This window comes from Mycobacterium sp. 852014-52144_SCH5372336 (assembly GCF_001665615.1).
Lineage (GTDB): Bacteria > Actinomycetota > Actinomycetes > Mycobacteriales > Mycobacteriaceae > Mycobacterium > Mycobacterium neumannii_A.
On record NZ_LZSW01000042.1, the window covers coordinates 32,912 to 57,557 of the forward strand.

Here is a 24,646-nt window from a genome sequence, read left to right on the forward strand (position 1 = left end):
ATGCCTGCAGTTACCGCCGATACGCTCACCCTTCCCCGCATCACCACCGCCGGGCCGTCGGACACCGACCGCCCCGTCCGGTCGATCACCAGCGGGCCGCGCGGCTTCGAAGGTGAGGGTTTCCCTGTCGTCCGCGCCTTCGCCGGGGTCTCGGCCGCCGAGCTCGATCCGTTCGTTCACATGGACCAGATGGGCGAGGTGGAGTACGAGCCGGGAGAACCGCGAGGCACCGACTGGCATCCGCACCGCGGGTTCGAAACCGTCACCTACATGATCGACGGCCGATTCGCGCACCAGGACTCCCACGGTGGCGGCGGGCTGATCACCGACGGCGCCACTCAGTGGATGACCGCCGGCTCGGGCATCCTGCACATCGAGACACCACCCGCCGAACTCGTCGAAAGCGGCGGCATATTCCACGGCATCCAGCTGTGGGTCAACCTACCCCGCAAGAACAAGTTCGCGACGCCGCGATACCAGGCCATCGAGGGCGGCCAGGTCAAGCTGTTGTCGTCCGACGACGGTGGCGCGCTGGTCCGAATCGTCGCCGGCGACGTCGACGGCCACGTCGGCCCTGGTGCGACGCATACCCCGATCACGTTGGCACATGCCACGATTCAACCCGGTGCGCAACTTCACCTGCCCTGGAGACGCGACTTCAACGCGCTGGTCTATGTGCTGTCCGGGCGCGGTACGGTCGGCCCCGTCGCACACCCGATCCACCAGGGCCAGCTTGCGGTACTGGGGCCCGGCGACCGGATCAAGGTGGAAGCGCACCGGAGCCAGGACGCTCACCGTCCCGCGCTTGAAGTACTGATCCTCGGCGGCCTCCCGATTCGCGAACCCGTGTTCCAGTACGGCCCGTTCGTGATGAACAGCAAGTCCGAACTCATCGAGGCGCTCGAGGACTACCAGGCGGGCAGGTTCGGACAGATTCCTCCGAACGCCCTCATGCCTCACCGTCATTGATCGACCGCGCCGGTGCACCTTTGGGGTACAGCAGGTTCAGTGCCCCGAGATGGGCAGCGACGGCCACCAAAGGCAGCGCGGCAGGAACCGCGAGGTCGTCGTCGGTGGCCTCGGCGCGCAGCGCCGTCACGAAATCGTCGCTGAGTGGTGGCGGCGGATCGACCGCGCCGCCGGTGACCCTCGCGCAGATCGCCTCGGCGTGGGTTTCGAGCACCCCCCTTGTCCGGGGATAGATTCCGTGCGGCGGGGGAACGACATCGGCGATCAGTTCGGCGGCGGCACGCAGCCGGATGGCCCGGTTCGCCGATCGCACTGCGGGCCCGCGGATATCGGTGGGCCCGCTACCCTCCGAAAGGAACTGTCGCACTGCGTCGTCCACGGTCCGCGTCGCCCGTAGCGCCTGTTGACTCAACGCGATGACCCGATCGGCGGCCTCCTCCGACGCCCCGCGGGTCACCCTCAGCACCGCGGCCTTGAGGAACGTCGCGCCGACGGCGAACGCGTCGTCGATGGCGCGTCCCAACCGGTTACCCACCCCGCGCGGCCACAACAGGACCGACACCACCACCCCGACGAGTGCGCCGACCACGACATCCTCCACGCGGATCAGCCCGACGCTCCATCCCGTCGGCGCGATCAGGTTGAAGATGATCAGCACCATCATCGTGAACGCGGCCTGGCCGGCGATGAAGGACGCGACCTCCGGAACGAAGGCGGACCCGAAAGCCACCGTCGGCAGGAGCATCCACATGACGACCGGATCGACGCCGACGAGCTCGATGAGCCCGACGCCCAGCAGGAATCCGATCGCGGTACCGGCGACCGCTCGTAACATCCGAGTGCCGGTGGTCAGCGCGCTGCTGCGCAGCACCGACATCGCTCCGAGCACGACCCAGAAGCCGTGCTCGAGCGGGAAAAGGTGAGTGACCGCAACCGCCAGCGCCAAGCCGAGCCCGGTGCGAATGCTGTTGCGCAACACCACTGCCCGGGTGGCGAGGAATCCGCGGGTGATCGCTGCGACGGCCGTCGTCTCCGGCATCACCCAGTCGGCGGTGCCGGTCTTGGGCAGGCCACGGCCCAGCACCCGCGCCCACACCGGGCGCGCGTCGGCGGCGGCGGCATTGCGGATGATCCGGCCGGTGACGCCTACCGTCGCCGAAAAGGTGCGTCGCGCAAGCAGATTGCGGCCGACGGTGATCGCGTCTGCCTCGCACGACGATGCGAGGATCTCGAGGATGTCCTCGCGGTAGTGCCCCTGGGCGATCTCGCGCAGTTCGGTCAGCGCCGCGTCGAGGTCCGCGGTGCGGGCGGCGCGGGTCGAGACGTCGGAGATCTGCAGTACTGCGGCCGAATCGCGCAGCACCCGGATGAGCGGGTATTTCATCTCGCCGAGGAGTTGCCCCGTGCCGTCGGTGATCCGGTCTGACAGCCAACCGAGATCGTCGACCACCCGGACCAGGGCGCGGCTGCCCGCGGTGAGCGCGACGGGTCGGTAGTCGGCACCCAGGAACGTTTCCCACAGTTGGTTCATCGCCCGGGTCACGTTCCTGGCCGGGGTGGTGCCCTGCAGACAGTCGGCCAACCGGTCGCACACGCGCGCGGCACCGCTGCGCAGCTCGTCGTGGTGGCGCGGCGGCAGGAGGAACAGCGCGGCGGGCACACAGAACACCAGGGCTATGAACCAGCCGAGCAGCCGATCGGGTACGGGCCCGGGGGGAGTACACGCGGGCAAGACGAACGTCATCAGCGTGGCGCGCTGCCCGGCGGCGATGATCTCGCTGAGCACCCCGGAGAACGTGACCACCACCCCGAGCACGAACATCGCCGCGACGGCGAGCCACGGATGCGGAGCCACCAGGGTGCCGAGCGTGATCAGGACGGCGCCGTTGAAGGCGAGCCCGAGGTAGGCGAGCGCGCGAGCCGGCCGGTTTCCCGGGAAGTCGACCAGGATCAGCAACGCGACCGATCCGAAGATCGTGATCATCGGCGTCTGGGTCCCGCCGCCGACCGCGAAGCTCACCGCGGCGGCGATCGGGAGCACGATCGCCGCGCGGATCGCACGGCGCAGCGCGTCGAGTTCGGGATCGCGCCGTCGCAGTCGGTTCTCCGCGTGGCGCCACACCGGGGCGACGACTTCAGTGAGCGACAACCCCGATGCCCGCGCTAATCGCTGTCGGGAACCGTCGCGAACCGACCGTCGTCGAGGGCCTCCCGCAATTCCGCGGAGATCCATCGCAACCCCTCGGGGTCGCGCGGCAACGTCGTCTGCTCATAACCGACGAAGACGTACACCGCACACTCGGCGAAGAGCTGCGCCTGCCTCTTGTGCTGCAGGATCTCGAACGCCGACTCGTACAGGATGTCGAAGCGCTGCTGGTCGACCGCCACCTGTACCTCGTGCACGTGCGGGTCCAGCGCGCTCCACACGCGAATGGCGGATTCGGCGCTGTGCGGCACGTCGAAGGCCGACTCGAACAGGGCGTCGATGCGCCGCCGCGGGTTGGGCTCGGCGCGCACCGCTTCGATCACCCGCACGGTGCGTTCCTGTGTCCAGTGTGCGAGCAGTTCCCTGGTGTAGGCGGGCCAGTTCGGGAAGTAGTGGTAGAACGAGCCGGTGGTCACACCGAGGCGTTGACAGACCTCCGCGAGCTTCAGACCTCCGTATCCCAGGTCGGACAGGATCTCGATACCCACGTCGAAGTAACCGTCCCGCGATACGACGCTCCCCATTACGTGGACATTAGTTCTAAGTCGGGCCGATTCTCTACGTTGTATTTCCGACCGCAAAGTCCGCCATTTGCTGATAAAAGGCTGGTCGGAGCCACGGGCGAAGCGGACGTCTGAAGAGGTAAGTGACGTGTGGCACAATTTGACCGTGCCGCATACGGCGAGTAGAGGTCCGGGTCGTCCCCCCGCAGCGAAGGCTGCCGAGACGCGTGAGCGCATCATAGGAGCCGCGCGCGAGGTTTTCAGCGAACTCGGATACGATGCCGCGACTTTCCAGGCGATCGCCATTCGCGCGGATCTGACCCGCCCCGCGATCAACCACTATTTCGCCAATAAGCAGGTTTTATGGCGTGAAGTCGTGCAGCAGACCAACGCCGCGATAGTCAACGCGGGGAAAGCGCGTGCGCAAGACGAAACCAAACTGCTCGCAAGGTTGTCGGCGTACTTCACCGCGGCGATGCAGGCCGATTCCGAAGATCGTTCGGCAGCAGCATTTTTGGTGACGTCGGTACTCGAGGCCCAGCGCCATCCGGAGCTCAGCGACGAGGAGCACGACTCGCTCAAGCACTCCCGCGAGTTCGTGGCCTGGGCGGTCAATGACGCGATCGCACGCGGCGAGCTCACCACCGACACCGAGGTCGACTCGCTGGTCGAGATGTTGGTCGCGGTGATGTGGGGGATGGGCTTCTACGCCGGCTTCGTCGGCAGCCACGAAGAGCTCAAAGCGGTGGTGCGCCAGTTCGAGCTCCTGATGTCCAACAACCTCTGGCGCCTGCAAACCTGACCGACGTCCCCACGCTCGGTAGCTCGGCTAAGTTCTCGGCTACGATGGCGGACGATGAGTTCGCTGCGCACTGAAGACGACACCTGGGACATCGCCACCAGCGTGGGCACCACCGCGGTGATGGTGGCCTCCGCCCGAGCCGCCGAGACCGAACGCGAGGACGCGCTGATCCGCGATCCCTACGCCAAAGTTCTGGTCGCGGGCGCCGGCGGCGGCGTCTGGGACGTCATGCTCGACCCACAGACCCGCGTCAAGATTGCCGACGCCGATGAAGACGTCGCCGCGATCTTCGAGCACATGGGCAATTACCAGGCGGTTCGGACGCACTTCTTCGACGAGTACTTCACCGATGCCGTCGAGGCCGGTATCCGGCAGGTCGTCATTTTGGCGTCGGGGCTGGACTCGCGTGCGTACCGCCTGCCGTGGCCGGCGGGGACGTCGGTGTATGAGATCGACCAGCCCAAGGTGCTCGAGTACAAGGCCGCCCGGCTGGCAGAGGAAGGCGTGTTGCCGACCGCCAAGCGCGTCGCGGTGGCCGTCGACCTGCGCCAGGACTGGCCGGGCGCGCTGCGGGAAGCGGGTCTGGACCCCGACGCCCCGACCGCGTGGCTGGCCGAGGGTCTGCTGATGTACCTGCCCGCCGATGCCCAGGACCGGCTCTTCGAGCAGATCACCGCGCTCAGCGCGCCGGGCAGCCGCGTCTCGGTGGAGACGGTCGGGGTGCAGGCCGAGGAGCGACGCGAGCAGATGCGGGAACGTTTCGAGAAAGTGCGCGCGCAGCTCGGCATGGAGGAGTCCGTCGACGTCGCGGAGCTGATGTACAACGACCCCGACCGCGCTGAGGTCTCGGAGTGGCTCGACGCGCACGGCTGGCGGTCGACGGCGGTGACCTCGCAACAGGAGATGCGTCGGTTGGGCCGCTGGGTGCTTCCCGAGGAGTACACGAACGACGACGGGTTTTCCGAGTTCGTCATCGCTCAGAAGGTCTGATCTACCGCGCGTCGGGCACCGAAGCCCCGCTAGCGACCGCGTTCGTACGCTGAATCGCGGCGCGTCGACGGGCAAACGCGGTCGCTCGCCGGCTAGCGCGAGGGCTCACGGCCCGCATGCGCGAGGGCTCACGCGGAAAAGGCGCGAGGCCTTCTGGGCGGTTCAACCGGTTGGTTAGGATCGGGGCATTCCTCGGGTCAGGAAGGACTCCCCATGACCACCGATATCGCCACTCCGGCACAAGCCACCGAAGACATCCCCAGCATCGTGCGTCGCCTGCGCGAGACCTTCAAAACCGGCCGCACGAGGGACATCGAGTGGCGCATAAGGCAGCTCAAGGCGATCGAACGCCTCGCCGTCGAGAACGAGGAGGCCATCGCCGCCGCGCTCGAACAGGATCTGGGGCGCAACCGTTTCGAGGCGTGGCTGGCCGACATCGCGAGCACCGCCGGTGAGGCCAAGGACGCCGCCAAGAACGTCAAGAAGTGGACCAAGCGCCGCTATCGGCTGCTCGAGATGTCGCAGCTGCCCGGTCGGGGCTGGGTCGAATACGAACCGTTCGGCACGGTGCTGGTCATCGGCGCGTGGAACTTCCCGTTCGTCCTGACGATCGGCCCGGCGATCGGGGCGATCGCGGCGGGCAACACCGTGGTCCTCAAGCCCTCGGAGGTCTGTCCGGCGTCGTCGGCGCTGATGGCCGAACTGGTGCCGCGCTACCTCGACTCCGACGCGATCGCGGTGGTCGAGGGCGACGGCTCCGTCAGCCAGGAGCTCATCGCGCAGGGCTTCGACCACATCTGCTTCACCGGCGGCACCGAGATCGGCCGCAAGGTCTACGAAGGCGCCGCACCGCATCTGACGCCGGTCACGCTCGAACTCGGCGGGAAGAGCCCGGTGATCGTCTCCGCTGATGCCGACATCGATGTCGCGGCCAAGCGCATCGCGTGGACGAAGCTAATCAACTCCGGGCAGATCTGCATCGCGCCCGACTATGTGCTCGCCGACGCGAAGATCCGCGACAAGCTGGTCGACAAGATCAAAGAGGCGGTGACGACGTTCGAGTCGGAGAACCCCGGCGGCAAACGCATTGTCAACGAACGCCACTTCGGGCGGCTGACCGACGCGTTGGCCGCGACCAAGGGTGAGGTGGTCGTCGGCGGTGGTTCGGACGCGTCGAAGATCAGCATCCAGCCGACCGTCGTCGTCGACCCCGACCCGGCGGAACCGTTGATGACCGACGAGATCTTCGGCCCGATCCTGCCCGTCGTGACGGTCCAATCACTTGACGACGCAATCAGTTTCGTCAATTCGCGGCCGAAGCCGCTGGCGGCCTACCTGTTCACCAAGACCAAGAGCATCAGGGAACGGGTGATCAAGGAGGTGCCGGCCGGCGGGATGGTGGTCAACCACCTGCTGTTCCACTTCGCCACGAACAAGCTGCCGTTCGGCGGCGTCGGGCCCTCGGGCATGGGCGCCTACCACGGCCGCTACGGCTTCGAACAGTTCAGTCACAAGAAGACCGTGATGACCAAACCGACCCGACCCGATGTCGGCGCGTTCATCTATCCCCCGTATACAGAGAAGGCGCTGAAGCTCGCCAAACGCCTGTTTTAGCGATTCGGGTGTAGTTGGTGGCGGCCAGCGCAACCAACTACACCGAAATCGCGGCGGAATGTGGAAAGGAACCCCATGCCAGGAGTGCAGGATCGCGTCGTCGTCGTCACCGGGGCCGGAGGCGGACTCGGACGCGAATACGCGTTGACGCTCGCCAAAGAGGGCGCCAGCGTCGTCGTTAACGACCTCGGTGGTGCCCGAGACGGCACCGGCGCCGGCCAGAACATGGCCGACCAGGTCGTCCAGGAGATCAAGGACGCCGGTGGCCGCGCGGTCGCCAACTACGACTCGGTCGCCGAGCCCGAGGGCGCCGAGAACATCATCAAGACCGCGCTCGACGAGTTCGGCAAGGTCGACGGTGTGGTCTCCAACGCGGGCATCCTGCGCGACGGCACATTCCACAAGATGGAGTTCGCCAACTGGGACGCCGTGCTCAAGGTGCACCTGTACGGCGGTTACAACGTGATCCGCGCCGCATGGCCGCACTTCCGGGAGAACGGCTTCGGGCGCGTCGTGGTGGCCACCTCGACCAGCGGTCTGTTCGGAAACTTCGGCCAGGCCAACTACGGCGCCGCCAAGCTCGGCCTCGTCGGCCTGATCAACACGCTGGCCCAGGAGGGCGCGAAGTACAACATCAAGGCCAACGCCGTCGCCCCGATCGCGGCGACCCGCATGACGCAGGACATCCTGCCGCCGGAGGTCTTCGAGAAGCTGACGCCGGAATATGTTGCGCCCGTGGTGGCCTACCTGATGACCGAGGAACTGCCCGACACCGCTTCGGTGTTCATCGTCGGTGGCGGCAAAGTCCAACGGGTAGCGCTGTTCCAGAACGAGGGGCTCACCTTCTCCGAGGTGCCTTCTGTCGACGACATCGCCGCGAAGTGGGGCGAGATCACCGACCTGTCGGCGGCACAGCGGGCCACCTTCAGCCTCGGCTGAGTTTCGATGAAAGCGCTTGTCGCGCAGGAACTCACCGGACCGGCTGGACTGGCGTACACCGACGTCGATGATGTTGGCGGCGAGGACGTCGTCGTTGTCGACGTCGGTGCGGCCGGGGTCAGCTTCCCGGACCTGTTGCTGCTGCGCGGGGAGTACCAGCTGCGGCTCGAACCGCCGTTCGTCCCCGGCATGGAGGTCGCCGGGGTGGTGCGCTCGGCGCCGTACGAGTCGGAGTTCGAACCCGGGCAGCGGGTGACCGCGCTGTCGATGCTCGGCGGGTGGGCCGAGCGGGTGGCAGTGTCACCCGACAGCCTGACACCGACGCCCGACGGCCTCGACGACGCGGAAGCCGTTGCGCTGCTGGGCAACTACCAGACGATGTACTTCGCGCTGGCCAAGCGGGGCGCGCTGCGACCGGGCGAGACGGTGCTGGTCCTGGGATCGGCGGGCGGTGTGGGCACCGCGGCGGTGCAGATCGCGAAGGCGTTGGGCGCCAGGGTGATCGCGATGGTACACCGGCCGCACGCGATCGAATTCGTCGAGTCGCTGGGCGCCGACGTCGTGCTACCGCTGACCGACGGCTGGCTGCAGGCGGTCAAGGACGCGACCGACGGCCACGGTGTCGATCTGGTGGTCGACCCCATCGGCGGCGACGCGTTCGACGACGCGATCCGCGCGCTCGCCGTGGAGGGCAGGCTGCTGGTGATCGGTTTTGCGGCGGGCGGGATTCCGACGGTGAGGGTGAACCGGCTGCTGCTGCGCAATGTGGCGGTGATCGGGGTGGGCTACGGCGAATATGTGAACCGCAAGCCGGGCTCGCAGTCGGTGTTCGAGTTCGGCGTCGCGCAGCTCGTCGAGGCTGGATTGCGCCCGCCGCCGCCGATGCGCTTCGCGCTGTCGAAGGGCGCCGAGGCGTTGCAGGTCCTCGCCGACGGCGGCGTGCTCGGCAAGGTCGTGTTGGAGCCGTAGATGCCGAAGGCGCTGGCATTCGACGTGTTCGGCACTGTCGTCGACTGGCGTTCGAGCATCATCCGCGAGCTCGAGGAGTTCGGTCGCACCCATGGCGTGCAACGGGATTGGGCGGCCTTCGCCGACGACTGGCGGGCCGGCTATCCGCCAGCGATGGACCGGGTGCGCCGCGGTGAGCTGCCGTGGACCAAGATCGACGACCTGCACCGCATGATCCTCGTCGAGCTGCTCGACGCGGCGGGGATCACGAGCGTCGATGCCGCGGCCGTCGAGAATCTCAACCGGGCCTGGCACCGCCTCGACCCGTGGCCCGACGCCGTGGACGGCCTCACCCGGTTGAAGGCGTGCTACCTCATCACGACGCTGTCCAACGGGAACGTCTCGCTGCTGACGAATATGGCCAAGCGTGCGGCCCTGCCGTGGGACTGCGTGATCTCGGCCGAGCTGTTCTGCCACTACAAACCCGATCCCGAGGCCTATCTCGGGTGCGCCGAGCTGCTCGACGTCGCGCCCAGTGAGCTGATGCTGGTGGCCGCGCACGCCAGCGACCTGCGCGGTGCGAAGCGGGCGGGCCTGATGACCGCCTACGTCGACCGGCCGCTGGAGTACGGGGCGCGCCGCCGCCGCCCGTCGAAGATCGAGGACGGCGAGTTCGACGTCATGGCAGCCGATTTCGCCGACCTGGCCGACCAGCTCGGGGCCTGAACCGCAGGGGTAGCGTGAAAGCGTGACCGATCAGCCGAAATCGTCGCTGCCGCCTGCGCTGCGCAGGGCGGTCGAGCTGTTCTCCGATCCGCCGGCGCGTCTCGAGGTCCGCGACGGCTACCTGGACCTGCTCGACGACGCGGCATCACCGAAGCAGGCACCGCCGGCGAACCGCGGTCTGATCCAGGCCGTGTGGGCGTCGGGCCCGGGGTCGATGTTCTACGACTACACCCAGGGCATCGTCCGCAGATTCGTGGGCGCCTGGCAGCTGCCGATCGACTGGCTCGACATTCCGAAGGGCGGTATCGCGCTCGACATCGGAAGCGGGCCGGGCAACGTCACCGCCTCGCTGGCCCGCGCGGCGGGACCGGCTGGGTTGGCGCTGGGCATCGACATCTCGAGACCGATGCTGGCGCGGGCGGTCAGCGCGCAGGCCGGGCCCAACGTCGGATTTCTGCGGGCGGACGCCCAGCGGTTGCCGTTCCGGGACGAGACCTTGGACGCGGTGACGTCGCTGGCGGTGGTGCAACTGATCCCGGAGCCGTCGTCGGCGGTGGCCGAGATGTACCGCGTGCTGCGGCCGGGCGGCCGGATCGCGATCATGGCGCCCACGGTCGGCAATGTGCCGCCGCCGCTGCGATGGTTGTCCAGCGGCGGGGCCCGCTTCTTCGCCGAAGACGAACTCGGCGACATGTTCGAGCAACGCGGGTTCGTCGGCGTGCGCACCAAGTCCGTCGGCAACCTCCAGTGGGTGCGGGCCCGGCGCCCGTGAGCCGACCGCGGCCGAGCCGCTACGACCACACGTAGATTCAACCCATGACCACCGGCGGGATCGTGCTTGTCGCGTTGGCCATCGCGGTCGGCATCGTCGGCATCGTGGTGCCGGTGCTTCCCGGGACACTGCTGGTCTTCGGGGCGATCGCGGTGTGGGCGCTCGTCGAGCAGGAACCCGCCGCGTGGGTGACGCTGGCCGTGGCGACCGTGCTGCTCGGTGCTGCGGCGCTGATCAAGTACACGTGGCCGGTGCGACGGATGCGGGAGGCTGATGTGCGCACCCTGAGCCTGGTCGCGGGCGGAGCGCTCGGCGTGGTCGGCTTCTTCGTGATCCCCATACTCGGACTCCCGATCGGCTTCGTGCTGGGCATCTATCTCTCTGAACTGACCAACCGGCACAACCGGCGCGTGGCGTGGGTGTCGACGAAGCATGCGCTCAAGGGCGTCGCCTTGTCGGTCGGCGTCGAAATGGCCGGCGCATTGCTCGCCACCGTCGTTTGGGTCATCGGGGTGTACCTGACGCAGTAGCTTGCAGGCATGGCCAAGCTGCGTTTCGGATACTTCATCGCACCGTTTCACCGCGCCGGCACCAACCCGACGCTCGCGCTGCAGCGCGATCTGGAGCTCATCGAGCACCTCGACGCGCTGGGCTTCGACGAGGCGTGGATCGGCGAGCACCATTCGGCGGGAAGCGAGATCATCAGCTCACCCGAGGTGTTCATCGCGGCGGCCGCGCAGCGCGCCAAGCGGATCCGGTTCGGCACCGGCGTCATCTCGCTGGCGTACCACAACCCGCTGTGGGCGGCCGACCGGCTGATGCTGCTCGACCACCTCACCCACGGCCGCATCATCGGCGGCATGGGGCCCGGCTCGCTGCCCACCGACTCGGCGATGATCGGCCTGACGCCCACCGACACCCGTGAACTTCTGGAGACCAACCTCGACATCGTCGTGCGGTTGCTCAAGGGCGAAACGGTCTCGGCCAAGACCGCCACCCACGAACTCCACGACGCCAGACTGCAACTGGCGCCTTATGCGGAGGACGGAATCCCGCTCAGTGTCGCCGCGGTGGCCTCACCGACCGGGGCGCGGCTGGCAGGCAAGCACGGAATCGGCCTGCTGTCGATCGGTGCGACGCTCGTCGTCGAGGGATTCGATGCGCTCGCGCATCACTGGGGGATCGCCGAGGAACGGGCGGCCGCGTTCGGCACCACGGTCGACCGCCGCAACTGGTCGCTCGTGTGCCCCATGCACATCGCCGAAACCGACGAACAAGCGCGCGCCGACGTCCGCTTCGGTATCGAGCCGTGGTTCAACTACTTCCAGAAGGTCGCCGCATTCCCGCAGATGACGATTCCCGGGGACCGGATCGACGACATGATCGACATCATCAACAACGCGGGCGCCGGAGTGATCGGAACACCCGAACGAGCCCGCGCCCAGGTGCAGCGGCTGTGGGATCAGTCCGGCGGCTTCGGGTGCATGCTCCAGATGGGCCACGAATGGGCCAATCCCGCCGCCACCAAGCGCAGCGCGGAACTGTTCGCCGCCGAGGTCATACCGCACTTCCAGGGTCAGGCCCAGCCGACGCTCGACGCCGCGGCGCGCGCCCGCGATGTGCGCGAGAACCTGGCCCAGACGCAGCTGTCCGCGATCGAGCACATGACGCAGAAGTACGAGGCCGAAAAAGGCGGGGCCTGACCGGATTTCAGCCGAGCAGGACGGTGCGCAGCCGCACGACCTCATCGTCGGTGACGCCGGCGGCCTCGAGGTAGCCCCGCACCGAGCCGTAGTTCTCGACGATCGAACGTCGCGCGGTTTCGAGGTAGTCCTCGCGCACGCCGAGCACCTCCTCGGTAAGCCGCGCCTCGGCGAAGGTGACGATTTCGTCGGTGGTGTCCTCTGACCGGTTGCGGATCGACTCGAGGATGCTTTCGCGCAGCTGCGGTACTGCCTCGTTACTGCGCAGGAAGTCGGCCAGGATGGCATCGCGCTGCACACCGACCGCCTCGAGCACGGTTGCGACCGTGAAGCCCGTGCGGTCCTTACCGGCGAAGCAGTGCGCGATGACCGGGCGTTGCCCGGCGAGCATCGAAATGACCTGGCGCACGGCCAAATGCGCACCGGGCAGCGTCGGGAACTTCTGGTACTCCTCGGTCATGAACCGGCCCGCCGCCACCGCCACGTCTTCGTCGTCGGGCTTTTCGGTCATCATGCGCTGGAAGCTCTGCTCATGGGGGGCCTCCGCGCCGGGTTTGGCAAGCTCGTGAAACGGCAGCCGGTGTATCGCGACGCCGTCGGGCACCCGCCCGGGCCCGCGCCGCTCGACCTCACGGTCCGAGCGCAGGTCGGCGACATCGGTGATGTTCAACCGGCGCAACAGCTCGCGGCCCACCTCGTCCAGACCGCTCAGCTCGCTGGACCGGAAGAACTGCCCGGGTCTGATACCGGTCTCCTCGGAGATGTCGCGGAAGTTCCACGCCCCTGACAGGGCGTCGGGGTTGCCCGCCACCTATCCGGCTCCTCCGGCCACCGCTGGGCCCGATTGGCGGCTCGCCGCCGTCGCGAAAGCGCTTTTCTCCCTACCGAGTTCGGCGCGGGCGATGGTCCTCATATGCACCTCGTCCGGCCCGTCGAACAGCCGCATCGCGCGGTGCCAGGCGTACAGCCGGGCCAGGGGCACGTCATCACAGATCCCCATACCGCCGTGCACCTGGATCGCGCGGTCGATGACGTCGCACGCCATCTGCGGGGCGACCGCCTTGATCTGGGCGACCAGCACCTGCGCGTCCTTGCTCTTGTTGCCCTGCTCGTCGATCGTCCACGCCGCCTTGTGGCACAGCAGGCGGGCCTGGTCGATCTGGTTGCGCGACTTGGCGATCGACTCGCGCACCACCCCCTGCTCGGACAACGGCTTGCCGAACGCCACGCGGTTCTGCACACGGTCGATCATCAACGCCAGCGCCCGCTCGGCGGCGCCGATCGCGCGCATGCAGTGGTGGATACGCCCCGGGCCGAGGCGGGCCTGGGCGATCGCGAACCCGCTGCCCTCTTCGTGGAGCAGGTTCTCGGCCGGCACCCTTGCGTTGTCGAAGACGATCTCGCAATGCCCGTGCTGGTCTTGGTAGCCGAACACCGGAAGCGAACGTTGGATGTCGACGCCCGGGGTGTCGGTCGGCACGAGGATCATCGACTGCTGCTGGTGGCTGGCCGCATCCGGATTCGTGCGGCCCATCACGATCATGATCTTGCAGCGCGGATCGGCCGCGCCGGTGATCCACCACTTGCGACCGTTGATGACGTAGTCGTCCCCGTCGCGCAGCATCGTGGTCTCGATGTTGCGGGCGTCGCTGGAGGCGACCGCGGGTTCGGTCATCGCGAAGGCGCTGCGGATCTCGCCGGCCAGCAGCGGTTCGAGCCATTGCTTGCGCTGCTGCTCATTGGCGAACAGGTGCAGCGTCTCCATGTTGCCGGTGTCGGGGGCCGCGCAGTTGGTGACCTCGGGCGCGATCTCCATGCTCCAACCGGTCAGCTCGGCCAGCTGCGCGTACTCGAGGTTGCTCAGACCCGACTCGGCGGGCAGGAACAGATTCCACAACCCGCGTTCCTTGGCGAGCTTCTTGAGGTCCTCGACGATCGGCGGGACGGTGTGGTCCTTGGGACCGGCCTCTTCGCGGTAGCGGTGGTACTCGGCCTCGGCGGGGAAGACGAATTCCGTCATGAATTCGCCCAGGCGCTGGTGGTAGTCCTGAGCCTTGGCCGACATCGCGAAGTCCATGCCCGCCACGATATGTCACCTCCTCAGACGGGTTTGTGCTGCGTCGGGCTTTGCCCGGACTCCCACTTGGCCTCCAGGCTGCGGGTCACCCGGGTGCCCGCGGCGTATTCGACCTGGAACGTCGTACCGTCGTCGAGCTCGTAGGTGATGACGGCCGTGCCGTCGTTGACGTCCTTGTGCACCACCTTGGACGGGACGGGTTCGGCGCCGCGGTCGACGAGGACGATGTCGCCGGGCGTGACGTCCTCGATGCGGTCGTTCTCGGAGATGTTCGACATCCATCGACCGTAGCAACGTCGCTGGCGCGAGGGTCCGCGCACTCTGCGATGCGTCCGTCCCGGTGGACCCCGAAATACGCTGACAGCGAACCCATTTCACGGCGCAGGTGTGGCCACAATCACGTTCGTTTAGCTTGCCTTCGCACCGAGAAAGGCCGAGTATCGAATACGTAATCTGGACTGAATCCAAACTAAGCGATAAGGATGGTGCTCGCGAATGGCATTGTTGACAATCGGTGACCAGTTCCCCAGGTACGACATGGCGGCGGTGGTCGGCGGTGACCTCTCCGAGGTCGATGCCAAGCAGCCCGACGACTATTTCACCCGCGTGACCAGCGAGGACCACGAGGGCAAGTGGCGGATCGTCTTCTTCTGGCCGAAGGACTTCACCTTCGTGTGCCCGACGGAGATCGCCACGTTCGGCAAGCTCAACGACGACTTCGAGGACCGCGACGCGAAGGTCATCGGCGTGTCCGTCGACAACGAGTTCGTCCACTTCCAGTGGCGCGCCCAGCACGAGGACCTCAAGAAGCTGCCGTTCCCGATGGCTTCGGACCTCAAGCGCGAGCTGTCGCTGGCGACCGGTGTGCTCAACGCCGACGGCGTGGCCGACCGGGCGACGTTCATCATCGACCCGAACAACGAGATCCAGTTCGTGTCGGTGACGGCAGGATCCGTGGGCCGCAACGTCGACGAGGTGCTGCGCGTGCTCGATGCGCTGCAGTCCGACGAGCTGTGCGCCTGCAACTGGAAGAAGGGTGATCCCACGATCAAGCCGGCCGAGCTGCTGGCAGAGGCGGTGTAACCATGAGCATCGACAACATCAAGGAAGCCCTTCCGGAGTACGCCAAGGACCTGAAGCTCAACTTCGGCAGCATCGTCAAGACAACCGAGCTGTCCGAGGAGCAGTTGTGGGGCGCCCTGGTGGCGACCGCCGCGGCGACGAGGAACGAGCGACTGCTGCGGGAGATCGCCGAGGACGCTCTGGACATCCTGAGCCAGGAGGCCTACAACGCCGCCCTCGGTGCGGCCGCGATCATGGGGATGAACAACGTCTTCTACCGCACCAAGGGCCAGCTCGACGGCGCCTATGACGACCTGCGGGCCGGGCTGCGGATGAACATCATCGGCAATCCCGGTGTCGCCAAGGAGGATTTCGAGCTGTGGTCGCTGGCGGTGTCGGCGATGAACGGATGCGGCCATTGCGTCACAGCGCACGAGAAGACCCTGCGCGACGCCGACGTGTCACGCACGGTCATCTTCGAAGCGATCCGGTTGGCCTCGATCGTCTCCGGTGTGGGCCAGGCGCTGCAGACCGCCGAGGTGCTGACCTCGGTCTGATCGAACACGTGAAGCGGGGGCACCGAATCGGTGCCCCCGCTTTCGTCCCCCCTCACCGGTGATAGGACGGCTGCTCGAACTCGATGTGGTCGATGCGGTGGCCGTGCGTTCCGTTCTGAACCGACGGAGCGTGGACGCTGGGCGTCGCGACGATGCCCGGCCGCGGCGTGTTGTCGGGGGAGTAGGTACCCGCGCTGGCGGCTCCGGCGAAACCGAGTGCCCCGGCGAGGATTCCGGCCCCGAGGACCGGCAGCGCGACGAAGCGGGCGAGGCGGCGATTGGTGTTGGTGGTCATTTCGAATCTCCTTTGATCCTTGTTGTCTTGTTCTGACCACCGGCTTGTTCCGGCGATGACTCAAGAGTGCTGCAACACAATCGCGCTGTATGTCGGGAGACCGGTGGGCGATCGGGATGAATCTCGTGTCCCCCAAATAGGGGAAGCGGACGCCCCGCTATGCCAAGCTGACACCCGTGGCGAGCGGTACGACCGGTGACAAGGTCCGGGTGGTGGTGGGTGACGACCATCCGATGTTTCGCGACGGGGTGGTCCGAGCGCTGGTGTCCAGCGGCCAGATCGAGGTGGTGGCGGAGGCCGACGACGGCGCGACCGCTCTCGAAGCGATCCGCTCACATACCCCGCAGGTGGCCCTGCTGGACTACCGGATGCCGGGCATGGACGGGTCCGAGGTGGCGGCCGCTGTCATACGGGACGAACTGCCCACGCGAGTGTTGCTCATCTCCGCGCACGACGAGTCCGCGATCGTCTATCAGGCACTGCAGAACGGCGCAGCGGGATTCCTGCCCAAGGAATCCACTCGGGCGGAGCTCGTCAACGCGGTGCTCGATTGCGCCAAGGGCCGAGATGTCGTCGCACCGAGCCTGGCCGCCGGCCTGGCCGGTGAGATCCGCAAGCGCTCTGAACCCAACGGTCCGACGCTGAGCCCGAGGGAACGCGAGGTGCTCCGACTGATCGCGTCCGGGACCAGCATCCCGGCGATGGCCAAGCAGCTGTTCCTGGCGCCATCGACGGTGAAGACCCACGTGCAGCGGCTCTACGAGAAGCTCGGCGTCAACGACCGCGGCGCCGCCGTCGCCGAGGCGATGCGCCGCAAGCTGCTGGACTGACACCGTCGTGCTGAACCGGATCGCGAGCTTCCTCACCGCGGAGCCCGTACGTGTTTCCGCGGTCCTGCGGCTGCCGCTGCTCGCGCTCATCGCGGTGCTGGTGGTGATCTGGGAGGTCGACCACTGGCTTCCCGGGCTGTACGCGGTGGTGCTCGGGATATGGGCGGTCGCGGCCGTGCTGTGGCTCGTCGCGGTGTTGCGCGGCCCGGTGCCCTGGTGGGCAGGCTGGGCGTCCACCGGCGTCGACGTCCTGATGATCCTGGTGCTGTGCCTGGTCTCCGGTGGCGCCACCGCCGCGCTGCTCCCCGTCTTCTTCCTGCTGCCCATCGCGGTCGCGTTCCAGGACCGGCCCATGCTGACCGCACTGCTCGGAATCGGCACGGCGACGGCCTATCTCGGGGCGTGGGTGGTGTACTCGAAACGCGACGACACGATGGGATTGCCGAATGTCGTCTACACCCACTTCGGCTTCCTGCTGTGGGGTGCGGTGGCGATGACCGCGCTGTGCATGGTGCTGGTCCGCCGCCAGGCGCGGGTGGCGAAGCTGCAAGCGGTACGGCGCCAACTGGTTTCCGAGGCGATGCAGGCCGACGAGCGCCACAACCGAGAGGTCGCCGAGAACCTGCACGACGGACCGCTGCAGACACTGCTCGCGGCGCGTCTGGACCTCGACGAATTGCAGGAGAACAGCGACGATCCCGCGCTGGAGGCGCTTCGCGACGCGTTGCAGCAGACCGCCGCGGCGCTGCGCTCGACGGTGACCCAACTGCACCCTCAAGTGCTGGCCCAACTGGGGCTCACCCCGGCGGTACGAGAACTGCTGCGCCAGCACGAGTCCCGTGGTCTCTACGAGATCGAGGCGGACCTCGACGACGTCGGCAAGCCCGAATCGCAGCAGTTGCTCTACCGGGCGGCCCGCGAACTGCTGACCAACATCTACAAGCACGCCGACGCGACGACGGTGCGGGTGGGACTGTCGCGGCAAGGGGACCGGGTCGTGCTGACGGTCTCCGACGACGGCAAGGGATTCGACCCGGCGATCATCGAGCAGTACGTCGCCGACGGCCATATCGGCCTGGGCTCACTGCTGGCCCGGTTCGACGCCATGGGCGGGTCGCTGAAGGTGAGCTCGGAAGAAGGCCACGGCACACGGGTCACGGTCACCTCGCCGCCCGAACCGTCGCTCGGTGAACCGGCCGAGATCAGGACGTGAGCCCGCGGGCGATGACGAGGCGCTGAATCTGGTTGGTGCCCTCGAAGATCTGGGTGATCTTCGCTTCCCGCATGTAGCGCTCGACGCGGTAGTCGCGAGTGTAACCGGCACCGCCGAACACCTGCACCGCGTCGGTGGTCACCTTCATCGCGGCGTCGGTGGCGATCAGCTTGGCGACACTGGCCTGCTGTGAGTACGGCCGGCCCTGATCACGTCGACGCGCCGCGTCCAGGTACGTAGCCCGCGCACTGGCGACCGCAGCGGCCATGTCGGCCACCAGGAAGCCGAGGCCCTGATGGTCGATGATCTTGCGCCCGAACGTCGTTCGCTCGTTGGCGTAGGCGACGGCCTCGTCGAGCGCGGCCTGGGCCAGCCCGGTCGCGACCGCGGCGATGCCCAACCGCCCGGAATCCAGTGCAGAGAAGGCGATCTGCAGGCCTTGGCCCTCGGCGCCGATCAGCCGGTCCGCGTCGATGCGGGCATCGGAGTAGAACGCCGACGTGGTCGGGATCGCGTGCAGGCCCATCTTCTCCTCGGGCTTCCCGAAGCTCAGCCCGGGCAGGTCACCGGGCACCAGGAAGCACGAGATGCCCTTCGACCCCTCGCCCGTCCGCGCGAACAACGTGTAGAAATCGGCACGCCCGCCGTGGGTGATCCACGACTTGGAGCCGTTGATGACGTACCCGTCCCCCGTCTTGGCAGCCGCGCAGCGCAACGCCGCTGCGTCCGAACCGGCCTGCGGCTCCGACAGGCTGTAGGCGCCGATCTGCTCACCCGACAACATGCCGGGCAGCCAGCGCCGCTTCTGCTCGTCGGCGCCGAACATCAGCAGGGGATGCGACGACAGGCTGTGCACGCTGACCGCCACCGCGACGGCCGCCCACCGGGCCGCCAACTCCTCGAGCACCTGGAGGTACACCTCGTAGGGTTGGCCGCCACCACCCCACTCCTCGGGTTGGGGCAGGCTGAGCAGTCCGGCCGCCCCCAGTTGCGCCATCACGCCTTCGGGATAGCGCTCGGCCTTCTCGTGGTCGTCGACGATCGGGTCGAGCACCTTGTCGGCGATGTCGCGGGTCAACGCGATCAAATCTTCGGCATCCGGGGTGGGCAGCAGCCGGTCGACAGCCATCCGATGGCCTCCCGTGGTTGTACTGGTCGAGACCACCATAGGCGGGCCTGGCCGGCGGCTACCGCGCCGTCAGTCGCTGCGTCGCCACCAGGCCGCGAAGTACAGCACCATCGCTCCCGTCAACGCGAGCAGCACCCACAGCACCAGGATCTGGTCGATCCACGCGCCCGGCGGCGGCGCACCGGGCATGAAGTTGCGGATGGGGATGATCGCGAACAGCGAGGCGGCGTACCACGTGCCGAAGGGCGGGAGGAAGTTGCGCCGTCCGCGCAGCATCTCGATCGACACGAAGAGAGCCAGCGCGGGCAGGGTGATCAACACCAGGCACAGGCCCACATCGAAGGCGAGCGGTCCCTTCGCGCGTTTCAACGTCACCGTCTCGTAGTCGCCGTCGTCAGCCGACTGGGTGGCCGGCCCGCTTCGCGTGCTGGCGATGTCCCACCCGTCGAGTCCGCCGGTCACCACCACCCGAGCGGGCTCGAACGTGCGGTCGTCACCGCTTCCGACGATGATGTCGGCTCCCAGAGCGCCGACCGTGTACGAGTCGAAAGGCCACTTGTCCGGGTCGCCCTTCGCGGACAGCGTGGCGCTGATCTGGGCAGGCAACTGGCCCTTCGGCGTCTGCAGGTCTTCGATGTCGATGTTGATCTCGTTGATGAACAGCCGCACCGCGATATCGGTGTTGACCACATTGAGGTCATCGTTCATGTGGTTGTCCGACGGGAAGACCACGACCTTGACGTCGATCTGGTTGGCGACGGTGTGCAGTTCCGACAGGGTGACCTGGACGATGTTGTCCCCGCTGTCTCCGAGGTCAGGAGGACCCAAGGAGACGGGCTCGCCGGAGAGATAGTGATAACCGACCAGCGACGTGATGTAGACGACCAGGATGATCAGCACCGTGGCGATGTCGGCCAGCCGTGCGCGTCGGCGATTACGGGACTTCGGCAACGACGCTTCCGGCACCTTCGGGATGCTAGTTCGCGCGGGCGCCGTTTCCGGTGCGCCGTGCCGGTGGAAATCCGCGACTGACCGTACCGATTTAGATGTGACCAGCGGTAGCGGTTAAGGTGTTCCGTCATGACAGAGCAGACGCATGCTGATGTCGCCGGCGGGGCGGCCCCGACGGTTGGGGTGGTACGCGAATCAGAAGCCGACGAGCGCCGCGTCGCGTTGGTGCCGAAGGCCGTCGCGTCGCTGGTGAAGAGCGGTGTCACCGTCGTCGTGGAGTCCGGCGCGGGTGAGCGGGCCCTTCTGCCCGACGACCTCTACACCGCAGCGGGCGCGACGATCGGTGACGCATGGAGCACCGACGTCGTGGTCAAAGTTGCGCCGCCGACCGCCGAAGAGGTCGCCAAGCTCACGAGCGGGCAGACGCTGATCGGTTTCCTCGCCCCCCGCAACGACGACAACCAGATCGCCGCCCTGAAGGCCGCAGGTGTGCAGGCCTTCGCCGTCGAGGCGATCCCGCGTATCTCGCGCGCCCAGGTGATGGACGCGCTGTCGTCACAGGCCAACGTCGCGGGCTACAAGGCCGTGCTGCTGGCGGCTTCGGAGTCGACGCGGTTCTTCCCGATGCTCACCACGGCCGCAGGCACCGTGAAACCGGCGTCGGTGCTGGTGCTCGGCGTCGGCGTGGCGGGGCTGCAGGCGCTGGCCACCGCCAAGCGGCTCGGCGCGCGCACCACCGGCTACGACGTGCGCCCCGAGGTGGCCGACCAGGTCCGCTCGGTCGGCGCGCAGTGGCTCGAGCTGGGCATCGAGGCGGCCGGGGAGGGCGGCTATGCCCGCGAGCTGTCCGACGAGGAACGCGCACAACAGCAGAAGGAACTGGAGCAGGCGATCACCGGCTTCGACGTCGTGATCACCACCGCGTTGGTGCCCGGCAGGCCGGCGCCCCGACTGGTGACCGCCGCCGCGGTCGAGGGGATGAAGCCGGGCAGCGTGGTCGTCGACCTCGCCGGCGAGACGGGCGGCAACTGCGAGCTCACCGAGCCGGGGCAGACCGTGGTCCGCCATGGCGTCACGATCGCCTCACCGCTGAACCTTCCGGCCACCATGCCCGAACACGCCAGCGAGCTGTACTCGAAGAACCTGACCTCGCTGCTGGAGCTACTGATCAGCGACGGCAAGCTCATGCCCGATTTCGATGACGAGGTGGTGGCGGCCTCCTGCGTCACCCGGGGAGAAAACTGATGTACGACAACCTGCTGGCCAATCTCGCGATCCTGGTGCTCGCCGGGTTCGTCGGGTTCGCCGTGATCTCCAAGGTGCCCAACACCTTGCACACACCGCTGATGTCGGGCACCAACGCCATCCACGGCATCGTGGTGCTCGGTGCGCTGATCGTGCTGGGTGATCTGCCCGCAGACGCGCCATGGGGTGTGCGGACGATCGCCTTCGTGGCGCTGATCTTCGGCACGCTCAACGTGATCGGCGGCTTCCTGGTCACCGACCGGATGCTGGGGATGTTCAAAGGGCGAAGGCCCGCCCAGAACACCGAGCCCAAAGCTGTTGAGGCGGCTGACAAGTGAACTACCTCGTCACCGTCCTCTATATCGTCGCGTTCTCGCTGTTCATCCTCGGCCTGTCCGGGCTGACCGGACCCAAAACCGCGGTGCGGGGCAACTGGATCGCGGCCACCGGTATGGCCATCGCCGTGATCGCCACGCTGATCAAGGTGCGCGACACCGCGCCGATCAACTGGGTGCTGATCGTGGCCGGATTGGCGCTCGGCGTGATTCTCGGTGTGCCACCGGCCAAGAAGACCAAGATGACCGCGATGCCGCAGTTGGTGGCGCTGTTCAACGGCGTCGGCGGTGGCACGGTCGCGTTGATCGCGTGGGCGGAGTTCATCGAGACCGACGGCTTCGCGCATTTCACGCCCGACCAGCATCCGACGGTCGCGTTGGTGGCGGGGTCGCTGCTGGCCGCGATCATCGGGTCGGTGTCGTTCTGGGGTTCGCTGGTGGCGTTCCTCAAACTGCAGGAGTCGATCCCCAAGAACATCGAGAAGCGACTTGTTGCTTCCGCGAAGGTGTTTCAGGCCGCCAACGTCGTGCTGCTGCTCGGTGCGACCGCCGCCGCGATCTACATCGGGCTCAACGCCGGCACGGGTACCCCCGGGTGGGCGATCGCGCTGGTCCTGGTGTTCGCCGGCCTGATGGGCCTGTTCGTGGTGTTCCCGATCGGCGGCGCGGACATGCCGGTCGTCATCTCGTTGCTCAACGCGCTGACTGGATTGTCCGCGGCCGCAGCGGGTCTGGCGCTGGACAACACCGCGATGATCGTCGCGGGCATGATCGTCGGCGCATCGGGTTCGATCCTGACCAACCTGATGGCCGTGGCGATGAACCGGTCGATCCCGGCGATCGTGTTCGGCTCCTTCGGCGGCGGCGCCGAGGCGGTGGCCGGGCCGGGGGGCGACCAGGGCACGGTCAAGGCCACCTCCGCCGCGGACGCCGCGATCCAGATGGCCTACGCCAACCAGGTGATCGTCGTCCCCGGTTACGGGCTGGCCGTCGCGCAGGCCCAGCACACCGTCAAAGAGATGGCCGACCTGTTGGAAAGCAAAGGCGTCGAGGTGAAGTACGCCATCCATCCCGTCGCGGGCCGTATGCCCGGGCACATGAACGTGCTGCTGGCCGAGGCCGACGTCGAGTACGACTCGATGAAGGAGATGGACGACGTCAACGGCGAATTCGGCCGCACCGACGTCACTTTGGTCATCGGCGCCAACGACGTCACCAATCCGGCCGCGCGTAACGACCCGTCGAGCCCGATTCACGGCATGCCGATCCTCAACGTCGACGAGTCGCGTTCGGTGATCGTGCTCAAGCGGTCGATGAACGCGGGCTATGCGGGCATCGAGAACCCGTTGTTCTTCCTCGACCAGACCTCGATGCTGTTCGGCGACGCCAAGAAGTCGGTCACCTCGGTGATCGAGGAACTCAAGGCGCTCTAGCGCTACCTGGGAGCCGTAAGCTCAAGCGGGTGACGGAGCGACGTTCGCCGGTCGAGGTCCTGCTGGCCCGTGCGGGCGGCGTGCGCGGACTGGTCTACTCCGCGCTGCCGGTCGCGGTGTTCGCTGTATCGTCGCCGACGCTGGGCCTGCTGGTGGCCACCGGAGCCGCCGTGGGCGCCGCGGCCCTCGTGGCGATTGCGCAACTGCTGCAACGAGGTTCGATACGGCCCGCCCTGTTCGGCTTCGCCGGGGTGGCGGTTTGCGCGGTCGTGGCCCTGATCACCGGCCGCGCCAAGGACTTCTATCTGCCGGGGATCTGGATGTACCTCGCTCTGGCGATCGCGTTCACCACGTCGTTGGTGGTGCGGCGTCCGCTGGTCGGAGTCGTGTGGGCGTGGATCACCGGACGCGACAGTGCCTGGCGGCAGGTCCCACGGGTGCGCCTGGCTTTCGACATCGCCACCGCGGTGATGGCCACGTCGTCGTGGTCGCGCTTTCTGGTGCAGTACTACCTCTACGACACCGACCGGGAGGGACTGCTCGCCGTGGCCCGTGTCGCGATGGGGTGGCCGATCTTCGTGATCACCTCGTCGGTGATCTACCTCGCGATCCGCACGGCGCTGCGCACGCTGCCGCGCGCTGCCTGACAGCGGGCGATTCAGCCGGCGCCGGTCGGGTAACCGGACGGCATGGACATGCACGCGCTTCTTCAGACGCCCGAATCGGCCGACTCACTCGACGCGGTCGCGGACCGGACGGCCGATGCCGTCGACCGGATGCTCGGTGACGGCGCGTTGGCACGGGGACTGCGCGGCTCGTGGCTGGGTCACCCCACACATCCGCTGATGGTCACCCTGCCGATCGGCGCGTGGATGTCGTCGATGGTGCTGGATCTGGTGTTCAAGGACCGCGACGCCGCGCGGCAGCTGATCGCGATCGGGTTGGCCGCGACACCGCCCGCAGTGCTGGCCGGGCTGGCGGAGTTTCCCACGCTGGGGACGCGGCAGCGGCGGGTCGGCCTCGTGCACGCGGCGGGCAACACGGTCGCGGCAGTGGCGTTCTGGGTGGCTTATCGGAAGTACAAGCGCGGCAAGGTGGGTGCGGCGCGCACGTTCAGCGTGCTCGGGTTGACCGCGGTCTCAGTGGGCGGCGCGCTCGGCGGACATCTGTCCTACGCCCAGGGCGCGGGTGTGCACCGCTGGCAGTTGACGGGTTAAACCGGCGGATAGGCCGGCGGCGGGTACACCCCGCGGAGAATCCAGGCGAACCAGTTCACGCCGTACTCCAGCTCGTCGCTCGCGTCATAGTCCGGATTCGGATCCATGGGGTCACCTCTCGAGTACGGGC

General features: G+C 67.4%; 27 protein-coding genes and 1 pseudogene. 19 read left to right on the forward strand and 9 right to left on the reverse strand.

The genetic code is table 11. The annotated features are described in order from the left end of the window. Positions 1–969 carry a pirin family protein gene (locus tag A5759_RS08855; protein WP_068196365.1) on the forward strand — a complete coding sequence of 323 codons (969 nt, stop codon included), beginning with the start codon at positions 1–3 and terminating at the stop codon, positions 967–969. Here the strand turns inward: A5759_RS08855 and A5759_RS08860 are convergent. Next, positions 950–3,118: an FUSC family protein gene (locus tag A5759_RS08860; protein ID WP_068196368.1), complete on the reverse strand. Its 2,169-nt coding sequence runs from the start codon at positions 3,116–3,118 to the stop codon at positions 950–952. The two genes, A5759_RS08855 and A5759_RS08860, sit on opposite strands and share 20 nt — an antisense overlap. A gap of 14 nt (positions 3,119–3,132) precedes the next feature. Beyond that, positions 3,133–3,699: a TetR/AcrR family transcriptional regulator gene (locus A5759_RS08865; protein ID WP_068196371.1), complete on the reverse strand. Its 567-nt coding sequence runs from the start codon at positions 3,697–3,699 to the stop codon at positions 3,133–3,135. A 145-nt stretch (positions 3,700–3,844) separates the two neighbouring features. Between A5759_RS08865 and A5759_RS08870 the strand changes: the two genes are divergently transcribed. From A5759_RS08870 to A5759_RS08910, 9 genes are all read left to right on the forward strand, one after another. Further along, positions 3,845–4,480, forward strand: a complete 636-nt coding sequence (locus A5759_RS08870) for a TetR/AcrR family transcriptional regulator (RefSeq protein ID WP_068196643.1) — start codon at positions 3,845–3,847, stop codon at positions 4,478–4,480. A gap of 54 nt (positions 4,481–4,534) precedes the next feature. Then, positions 4,535–5,470 carry a class I SAM-dependent methyltransferase gene (locus A5759_RS08875; protein ID WP_068196374.1) on the forward strand — a complete coding sequence of 312 codons (936 nt, stop codon included), beginning with the start codon at positions 4,535–4,537 and terminating at the stop codon, positions 5,468–5,470. Between the two features lie 213 nt (positions 5,471–5,683). Continuing rightward, a complete protein-coding gene (locus A5759_RS08880; RefSeq protein WP_068196376.1) occupies positions 5,684–7,084 on the forward strand; it encodes an aldehyde dehydrogenase family protein in 1,401 nt (466 codons plus the stop codon). 75 nt (positions 7,085–7,159) lie between these two features. Further along, entirely contained in the window at positions 7,160–8,023 is an 864-nt protein-coding gene (locus A5759_RS08885) for an SDR family NAD(P)-dependent oxidoreductase (protein ID WP_064417692.1), read from the forward strand. A gap of 6 nt (positions 8,024–8,029) precedes the next feature. After that, positions 8,030–8,992 (forward strand): NADPH:quinone oxidoreductase family protein, encoded by a 963-nt coding sequence (locus A5759_RS08890; RefSeq protein ID WP_068196379.1) that lies wholly within the window; start codon positions 8,030–8,032, stop codon positions 8,990–8,992. Continuing rightward, complete coding sequence (locus tag A5759_RS08895) at positions 8,993–9,697, forward strand: haloacid dehalogenase type II (RefSeq protein ID WP_068196382.1); 705 nt, start codon at positions 8,993–8,995, stop codon at positions 9,695–9,697. 22 nt (positions 9,698–9,719) lie between these two features. Then, on the forward strand, positions 9,720–10,469 hold the full coding sequence (locus tag A5759_RS08900; protein ID WP_068196386.1) for a methyltransferase domain-containing protein: 750 nt from the start codon (positions 9,720–9,722) through the stop codon (positions 10,467–10,469). Positions 10,470–10,513: 44 nt separating this feature from the next. Then, positions 10,514–10,999, forward strand: a complete 486-nt coding sequence (locus A5759_RS08905) for a DUF456 domain-containing protein (protein ID WP_068196401.1) — start codon at positions 10,514–10,516, stop codon at positions 10,997–10,999. A 9-nt stretch (positions 11,000–11,008) separates the two neighbouring features. Next, positions 11,009–12,172: an LLM class flavin-dependent oxidoreductase gene (locus A5759_RS08910; protein WP_066842010.1), complete on the forward strand. Its 1,164-nt coding sequence runs from the start codon at positions 11,009–11,011 to the stop codon at positions 12,170–12,172. Positions 12,173–12,179: 7 nt separating this feature from the next. Here the strand turns inward: A5759_RS08910 and A5759_RS08915 are convergent, their stop codons facing one another. The 3 genes from A5759_RS08915 to A5759_RS08925 are packed head-to-tail and all read right to left on the reverse strand — an operon-like array spanning position 12,180 to position 14,527. Beyond that, positions 12,180–12,983, reverse strand: a complete 804-nt coding sequence (locus A5759_RS08915; RefSeq protein WP_068196403.1) for a tyrosine-protein phosphatase — start codon at positions 12,981–12,983, stop codon at positions 12,180–12,182. Continuing rightward, the gene (locus A5759_RS08920; protein WP_197506009.1) at positions 12,984–14,237 is read right to left on the reverse strand and encodes an acyl-CoA dehydrogenase family protein; all 1,254 of its coding nucleotides are present in this window, start codon (positions 14,235–14,237) and stop codon (positions 12,984–12,986) included. It lies immediately after the preceding gene. A gap of 35 nt (positions 14,238–14,272) precedes the next feature. Next, positions 14,273–14,527, reverse strand: coding sequence for a hypothetical protein (locus A5759_RS08925; protein ID WP_068196409.1), 255 nt, complete (start codon positions 14,525–14,527; stop codon positions 14,273–14,275). Between the two features lie 217 nt (positions 14,528–14,744). Between A5759_RS08925 and A5759_RS08930 the strand changes: the two genes are divergently transcribed. Further along, positions 14,745–15,332: a peroxiredoxin gene (locus tag A5759_RS08930; RefSeq protein ID WP_064394629.1), complete on the forward strand. Its 588-nt coding sequence runs from the start codon at positions 14,745–14,747 to the stop codon at positions 15,330–15,332. 2 nt (positions 15,333–15,334) lie between these two features. Continuing rightward, a complete protein-coding gene (gene ahpD / locus A5759_RS08935) occupies positions 15,335–15,868 on the forward strand; it encodes an alkyl hydroperoxide reductase AhpD (RefSeq protein WP_068196412.1) in 534 nt (177 codons plus the stop codon). 52 nt (positions 15,869–15,920) lie between these two features. Here ahpD and A5759_RS08940 read toward each other — a convergent pair whose 3' ends face one another. Continuing rightward, complete coding sequence (locus tag A5759_RS08940; protein WP_068196415.1) at positions 15,921–16,163, reverse strand: hypothetical protein; 243 nt, start codon at positions 16,161–16,163, stop codon at positions 15,921–15,923. Between the two features lie 176 nt (positions 16,164–16,339). On the opposite strand from A5759_RS08940, the gene A5759_RS08945 reads away from it, so the two are divergent. Continuing rightward, on the forward strand, positions 16,340–16,993 hold the full coding sequence (locus A5759_RS08945) for a response regulator transcription factor (protein WP_082962055.1): 654 nt from the start codon (positions 16,340–16,342) through the stop codon (positions 16,991–16,993). 7 nt (positions 16,994–17,000) lie between these two features. Beyond that, a complete protein-coding gene (locus A5759_RS08950; protein WP_068196417.1) occupies positions 17,001–18,206 on the forward strand; it encodes a sensor histidine kinase in 1,206 nt (401 codons plus the stop codon). Here the strand turns inward: A5759_RS08950 and A5759_RS08955 are convergent. Both A5759_RS08955 and A5759_RS08960 read right to left on the reverse strand, forming a co-directional pair. Continuing rightward, positions 18,196–19,335 carry an acyl-CoA dehydrogenase family protein gene (locus tag A5759_RS08955; protein ID WP_068196420.1) on the reverse strand — a complete coding sequence of 380 codons (1,140 nt, stop codon included), beginning with the start codon at positions 19,333–19,335 and terminating at the stop codon, positions 18,196–18,198. The genes A5759_RS08950 and A5759_RS08955 overlap by 11 nt on opposite strands. Before the next feature lie 69 nt (positions 19,336–19,404). Next, positions 19,405–20,301, reverse strand: coding sequence for a DUF4436 domain-containing protein (locus tag A5759_RS08960; protein WP_197506005.1), 897 nt, complete (start codon positions 20,299–20,301; stop codon positions 19,405–19,407). A gap of 114 nt (positions 20,302–20,415) precedes the next feature. Between A5759_RS08960 and A5759_RS08965 the strand changes: the two genes are divergently transcribed. The 5 genes from A5759_RS08965 to A5759_RS08985 are packed head-to-tail and all read left to right on the forward strand — an operon-like array spanning position 20,416 to position 24,516. After that, the gene (locus tag A5759_RS08965) at positions 20,416–21,531 is read left to right on the forward strand and encodes a Re/Si-specific NAD(P)(+) transhydrogenase subunit alpha (RefSeq protein ID WP_068196425.1); all 1,116 of its coding nucleotides are present in this window, start codon (positions 20,416–20,418) and stop codon (positions 21,529–21,531) included. After that, positions 21,531–21,869 carry an NAD(P) transhydrogenase subunit alpha gene (locus A5759_RS08970; RefSeq protein WP_064394622.1) on the forward strand — a complete coding sequence of 113 codons (339 nt, stop codon included), beginning with the start codon at positions 21,531–21,533 and terminating at the stop codon, positions 21,867–21,869. Before A5759_RS08965 ends, A5759_RS08970 begins: the two co-directional genes overlap by 1 nt. Continuing rightward, complete coding sequence (locus A5759_RS08975; RefSeq protein WP_068196429.1) at positions 21,866–23,299, forward strand: NAD(P)(+) transhydrogenase (Re/Si-specific) subunit beta; 1,434 nt, start codon at positions 21,866–21,868, stop codon at positions 23,297–23,299. Before A5759_RS08970 ends, A5759_RS08975 begins: the two co-directional genes overlap by 4 nt. 29 nt (positions 23,300–23,328) lie before the next feature. Then, positions 23,329–23,946, forward strand: a complete 618-nt coding sequence (locus A5759_RS08980; RefSeq protein ID WP_068196432.1) for a DUF3159 domain-containing protein — start codon at positions 23,329–23,331, stop codon at positions 23,944–23,946. Between the two features lie 42 nt (positions 23,947–23,988). Next, positions 23,989–24,516 carry a DUF2231 domain-containing protein gene (locus tag A5759_RS08985; protein ID WP_068196433.1) on the forward strand — a complete coding sequence of 176 codons (528 nt, stop codon included), beginning with the start codon at positions 23,989–23,991 and terminating at the stop codon, positions 24,514–24,516. On the opposite strand, the pseudogene A5759_RS26095 reads toward A5759_RS08985, so the two are convergent. Continuing rightward, positions 24,513–24,626 (reverse strand): annotated as a pseudogene (locus A5759_RS26095) (CAP domain-containing protein); the annotation flags it as partial. The gene A5759_RS08985 and the pseudogene A5759_RS26095 sit on opposite strands and share 4 nt — an antisense overlap. Positions 24,627–24,646: the final 20 nt, after the last annotated feature.

Excerpts from the sequence above, each read along its gene's own strand:
- A5759_RS08970 (WP_064394622.1), top strand. The coding sequence starts at position 21,531 with ATGTACGACAACCTGCTGGCCAATCTCGCGATCCTGGTGCTCGCCGGG.
- A5759_RS08885 (WP_064417692.1), top strand. The coding sequence starts at position 7,160 with ATGCCAGGAGTGCAGGATCGCGTCGTCGTCGTCACCGGGGCCGGAGGC.
- A5759_RS08955 (WP_068196420.1), bottom strand. The coding sequence starts at position 19,335 with ATGGCTGTCGACCGGCTGCTGCCCACCCCGGATGCCGAAGATTTGATC.
- A5759_RS08905 (WP_068196401.1), top strand. The coding sequence starts at position 10,514 with ATGACCACCGGCGGGATCGTGCTTGTCGCGTTGGCCATCGCGGTCGGC.
- A5759_RS08930 (WP_064394629.1), top strand. The coding sequence starts at position 14,745 with ATGGCATTGTTGACAATCGGTGACCAGTTCCCCAGGTACGACATGGCG.
- A5759_RS08895 (WP_068196382.1), top strand. The coding sequence starts at position 8,993 with ATGCCGAAGGCGCTGGCATTCGACGTGTTCGGCACTGTCGTCGACTGG.
- ahpD (WP_068196412.1), top strand. The coding sequence starts at position 15,335 with ATGAGCATCGACAACATCAAGGAAGCCCTTCCGGAGTACGCCAAGGAC.
- A5759_RS08890 (WP_068196379.1), top strand. The coding sequence starts at position 8,030 with ATGAAAGCGCTTGTCGCGCAGGAACTCACCGGACCGGCTGGACTGGCG.
- A5759_RS08855 (WP_068196365.1), top strand. The coding sequence starts at position 1 with ATGCCTGCAGTTACCGCCGATACGCTCACCCTTCCCCGCATCACCACC.
- A5759_RS08880 (WP_068196376.1), top strand. The coding sequence starts at position 5,684 with ATGACCACCGATATCGCCACTCCGGCACAAGCCACCGAAGACATCCCC.
- A5759_RS08925 (WP_068196409.1), bottom strand. The coding sequence starts at position 14,527 with ATGTCGAACATCTCCGAGAACGACCGCATCGAGGACGTCACGCCCGGC.
- A5759_RS08910 (WP_066842010.1), top strand. The coding sequence starts at position 11,009 with ATGGCCAAGCTGCGTTTCGGATACTTCATCGCACCGTTTCACCGCGCC.
- A5759_RS08865 (WP_068196371.1), bottom strand. The coding sequence starts at position 3,699 with ATGGGGAGCGTCGTATCGCGGGACGGTTACTTCGACGTGGGTATCGAG.
- A5759_RS08875 (WP_068196374.1), top strand. The coding sequence starts at position 4,535 with ATGAGTTCGCTGCGCACTGAAGACGACACCTGGGACATCGCCACCAGC.
- A5759_RS08920 (WP_197506009.1), bottom strand. The coding sequence starts at position 14,237 with ATGTCGGCCAAGGCTCAGGACTACCACCAGCGCCTGGGCGAATTCATG.
- A5759_RS08985 (WP_068196433.1), top strand. The coding sequence starts at position 23,989 with ATGGACATGCACGCGCTTCTTCAGACGCCCGAATCGGCCGACTCACTC.
- A5759_RS08965 (WP_068196425.1), top strand. The coding sequence starts at position 20,416 with ATGACAGAGCAGACGCATGCTGATGTCGCCGGCGGGGCGGCCCCGACG.
- A5759_RS08940 (WP_068196415.1), bottom strand. The coding sequence starts at position 16,163 with ATGACCACCAACACCAATCGCCGCCTCGCCCGCTTCGTCGCGCTGCCG.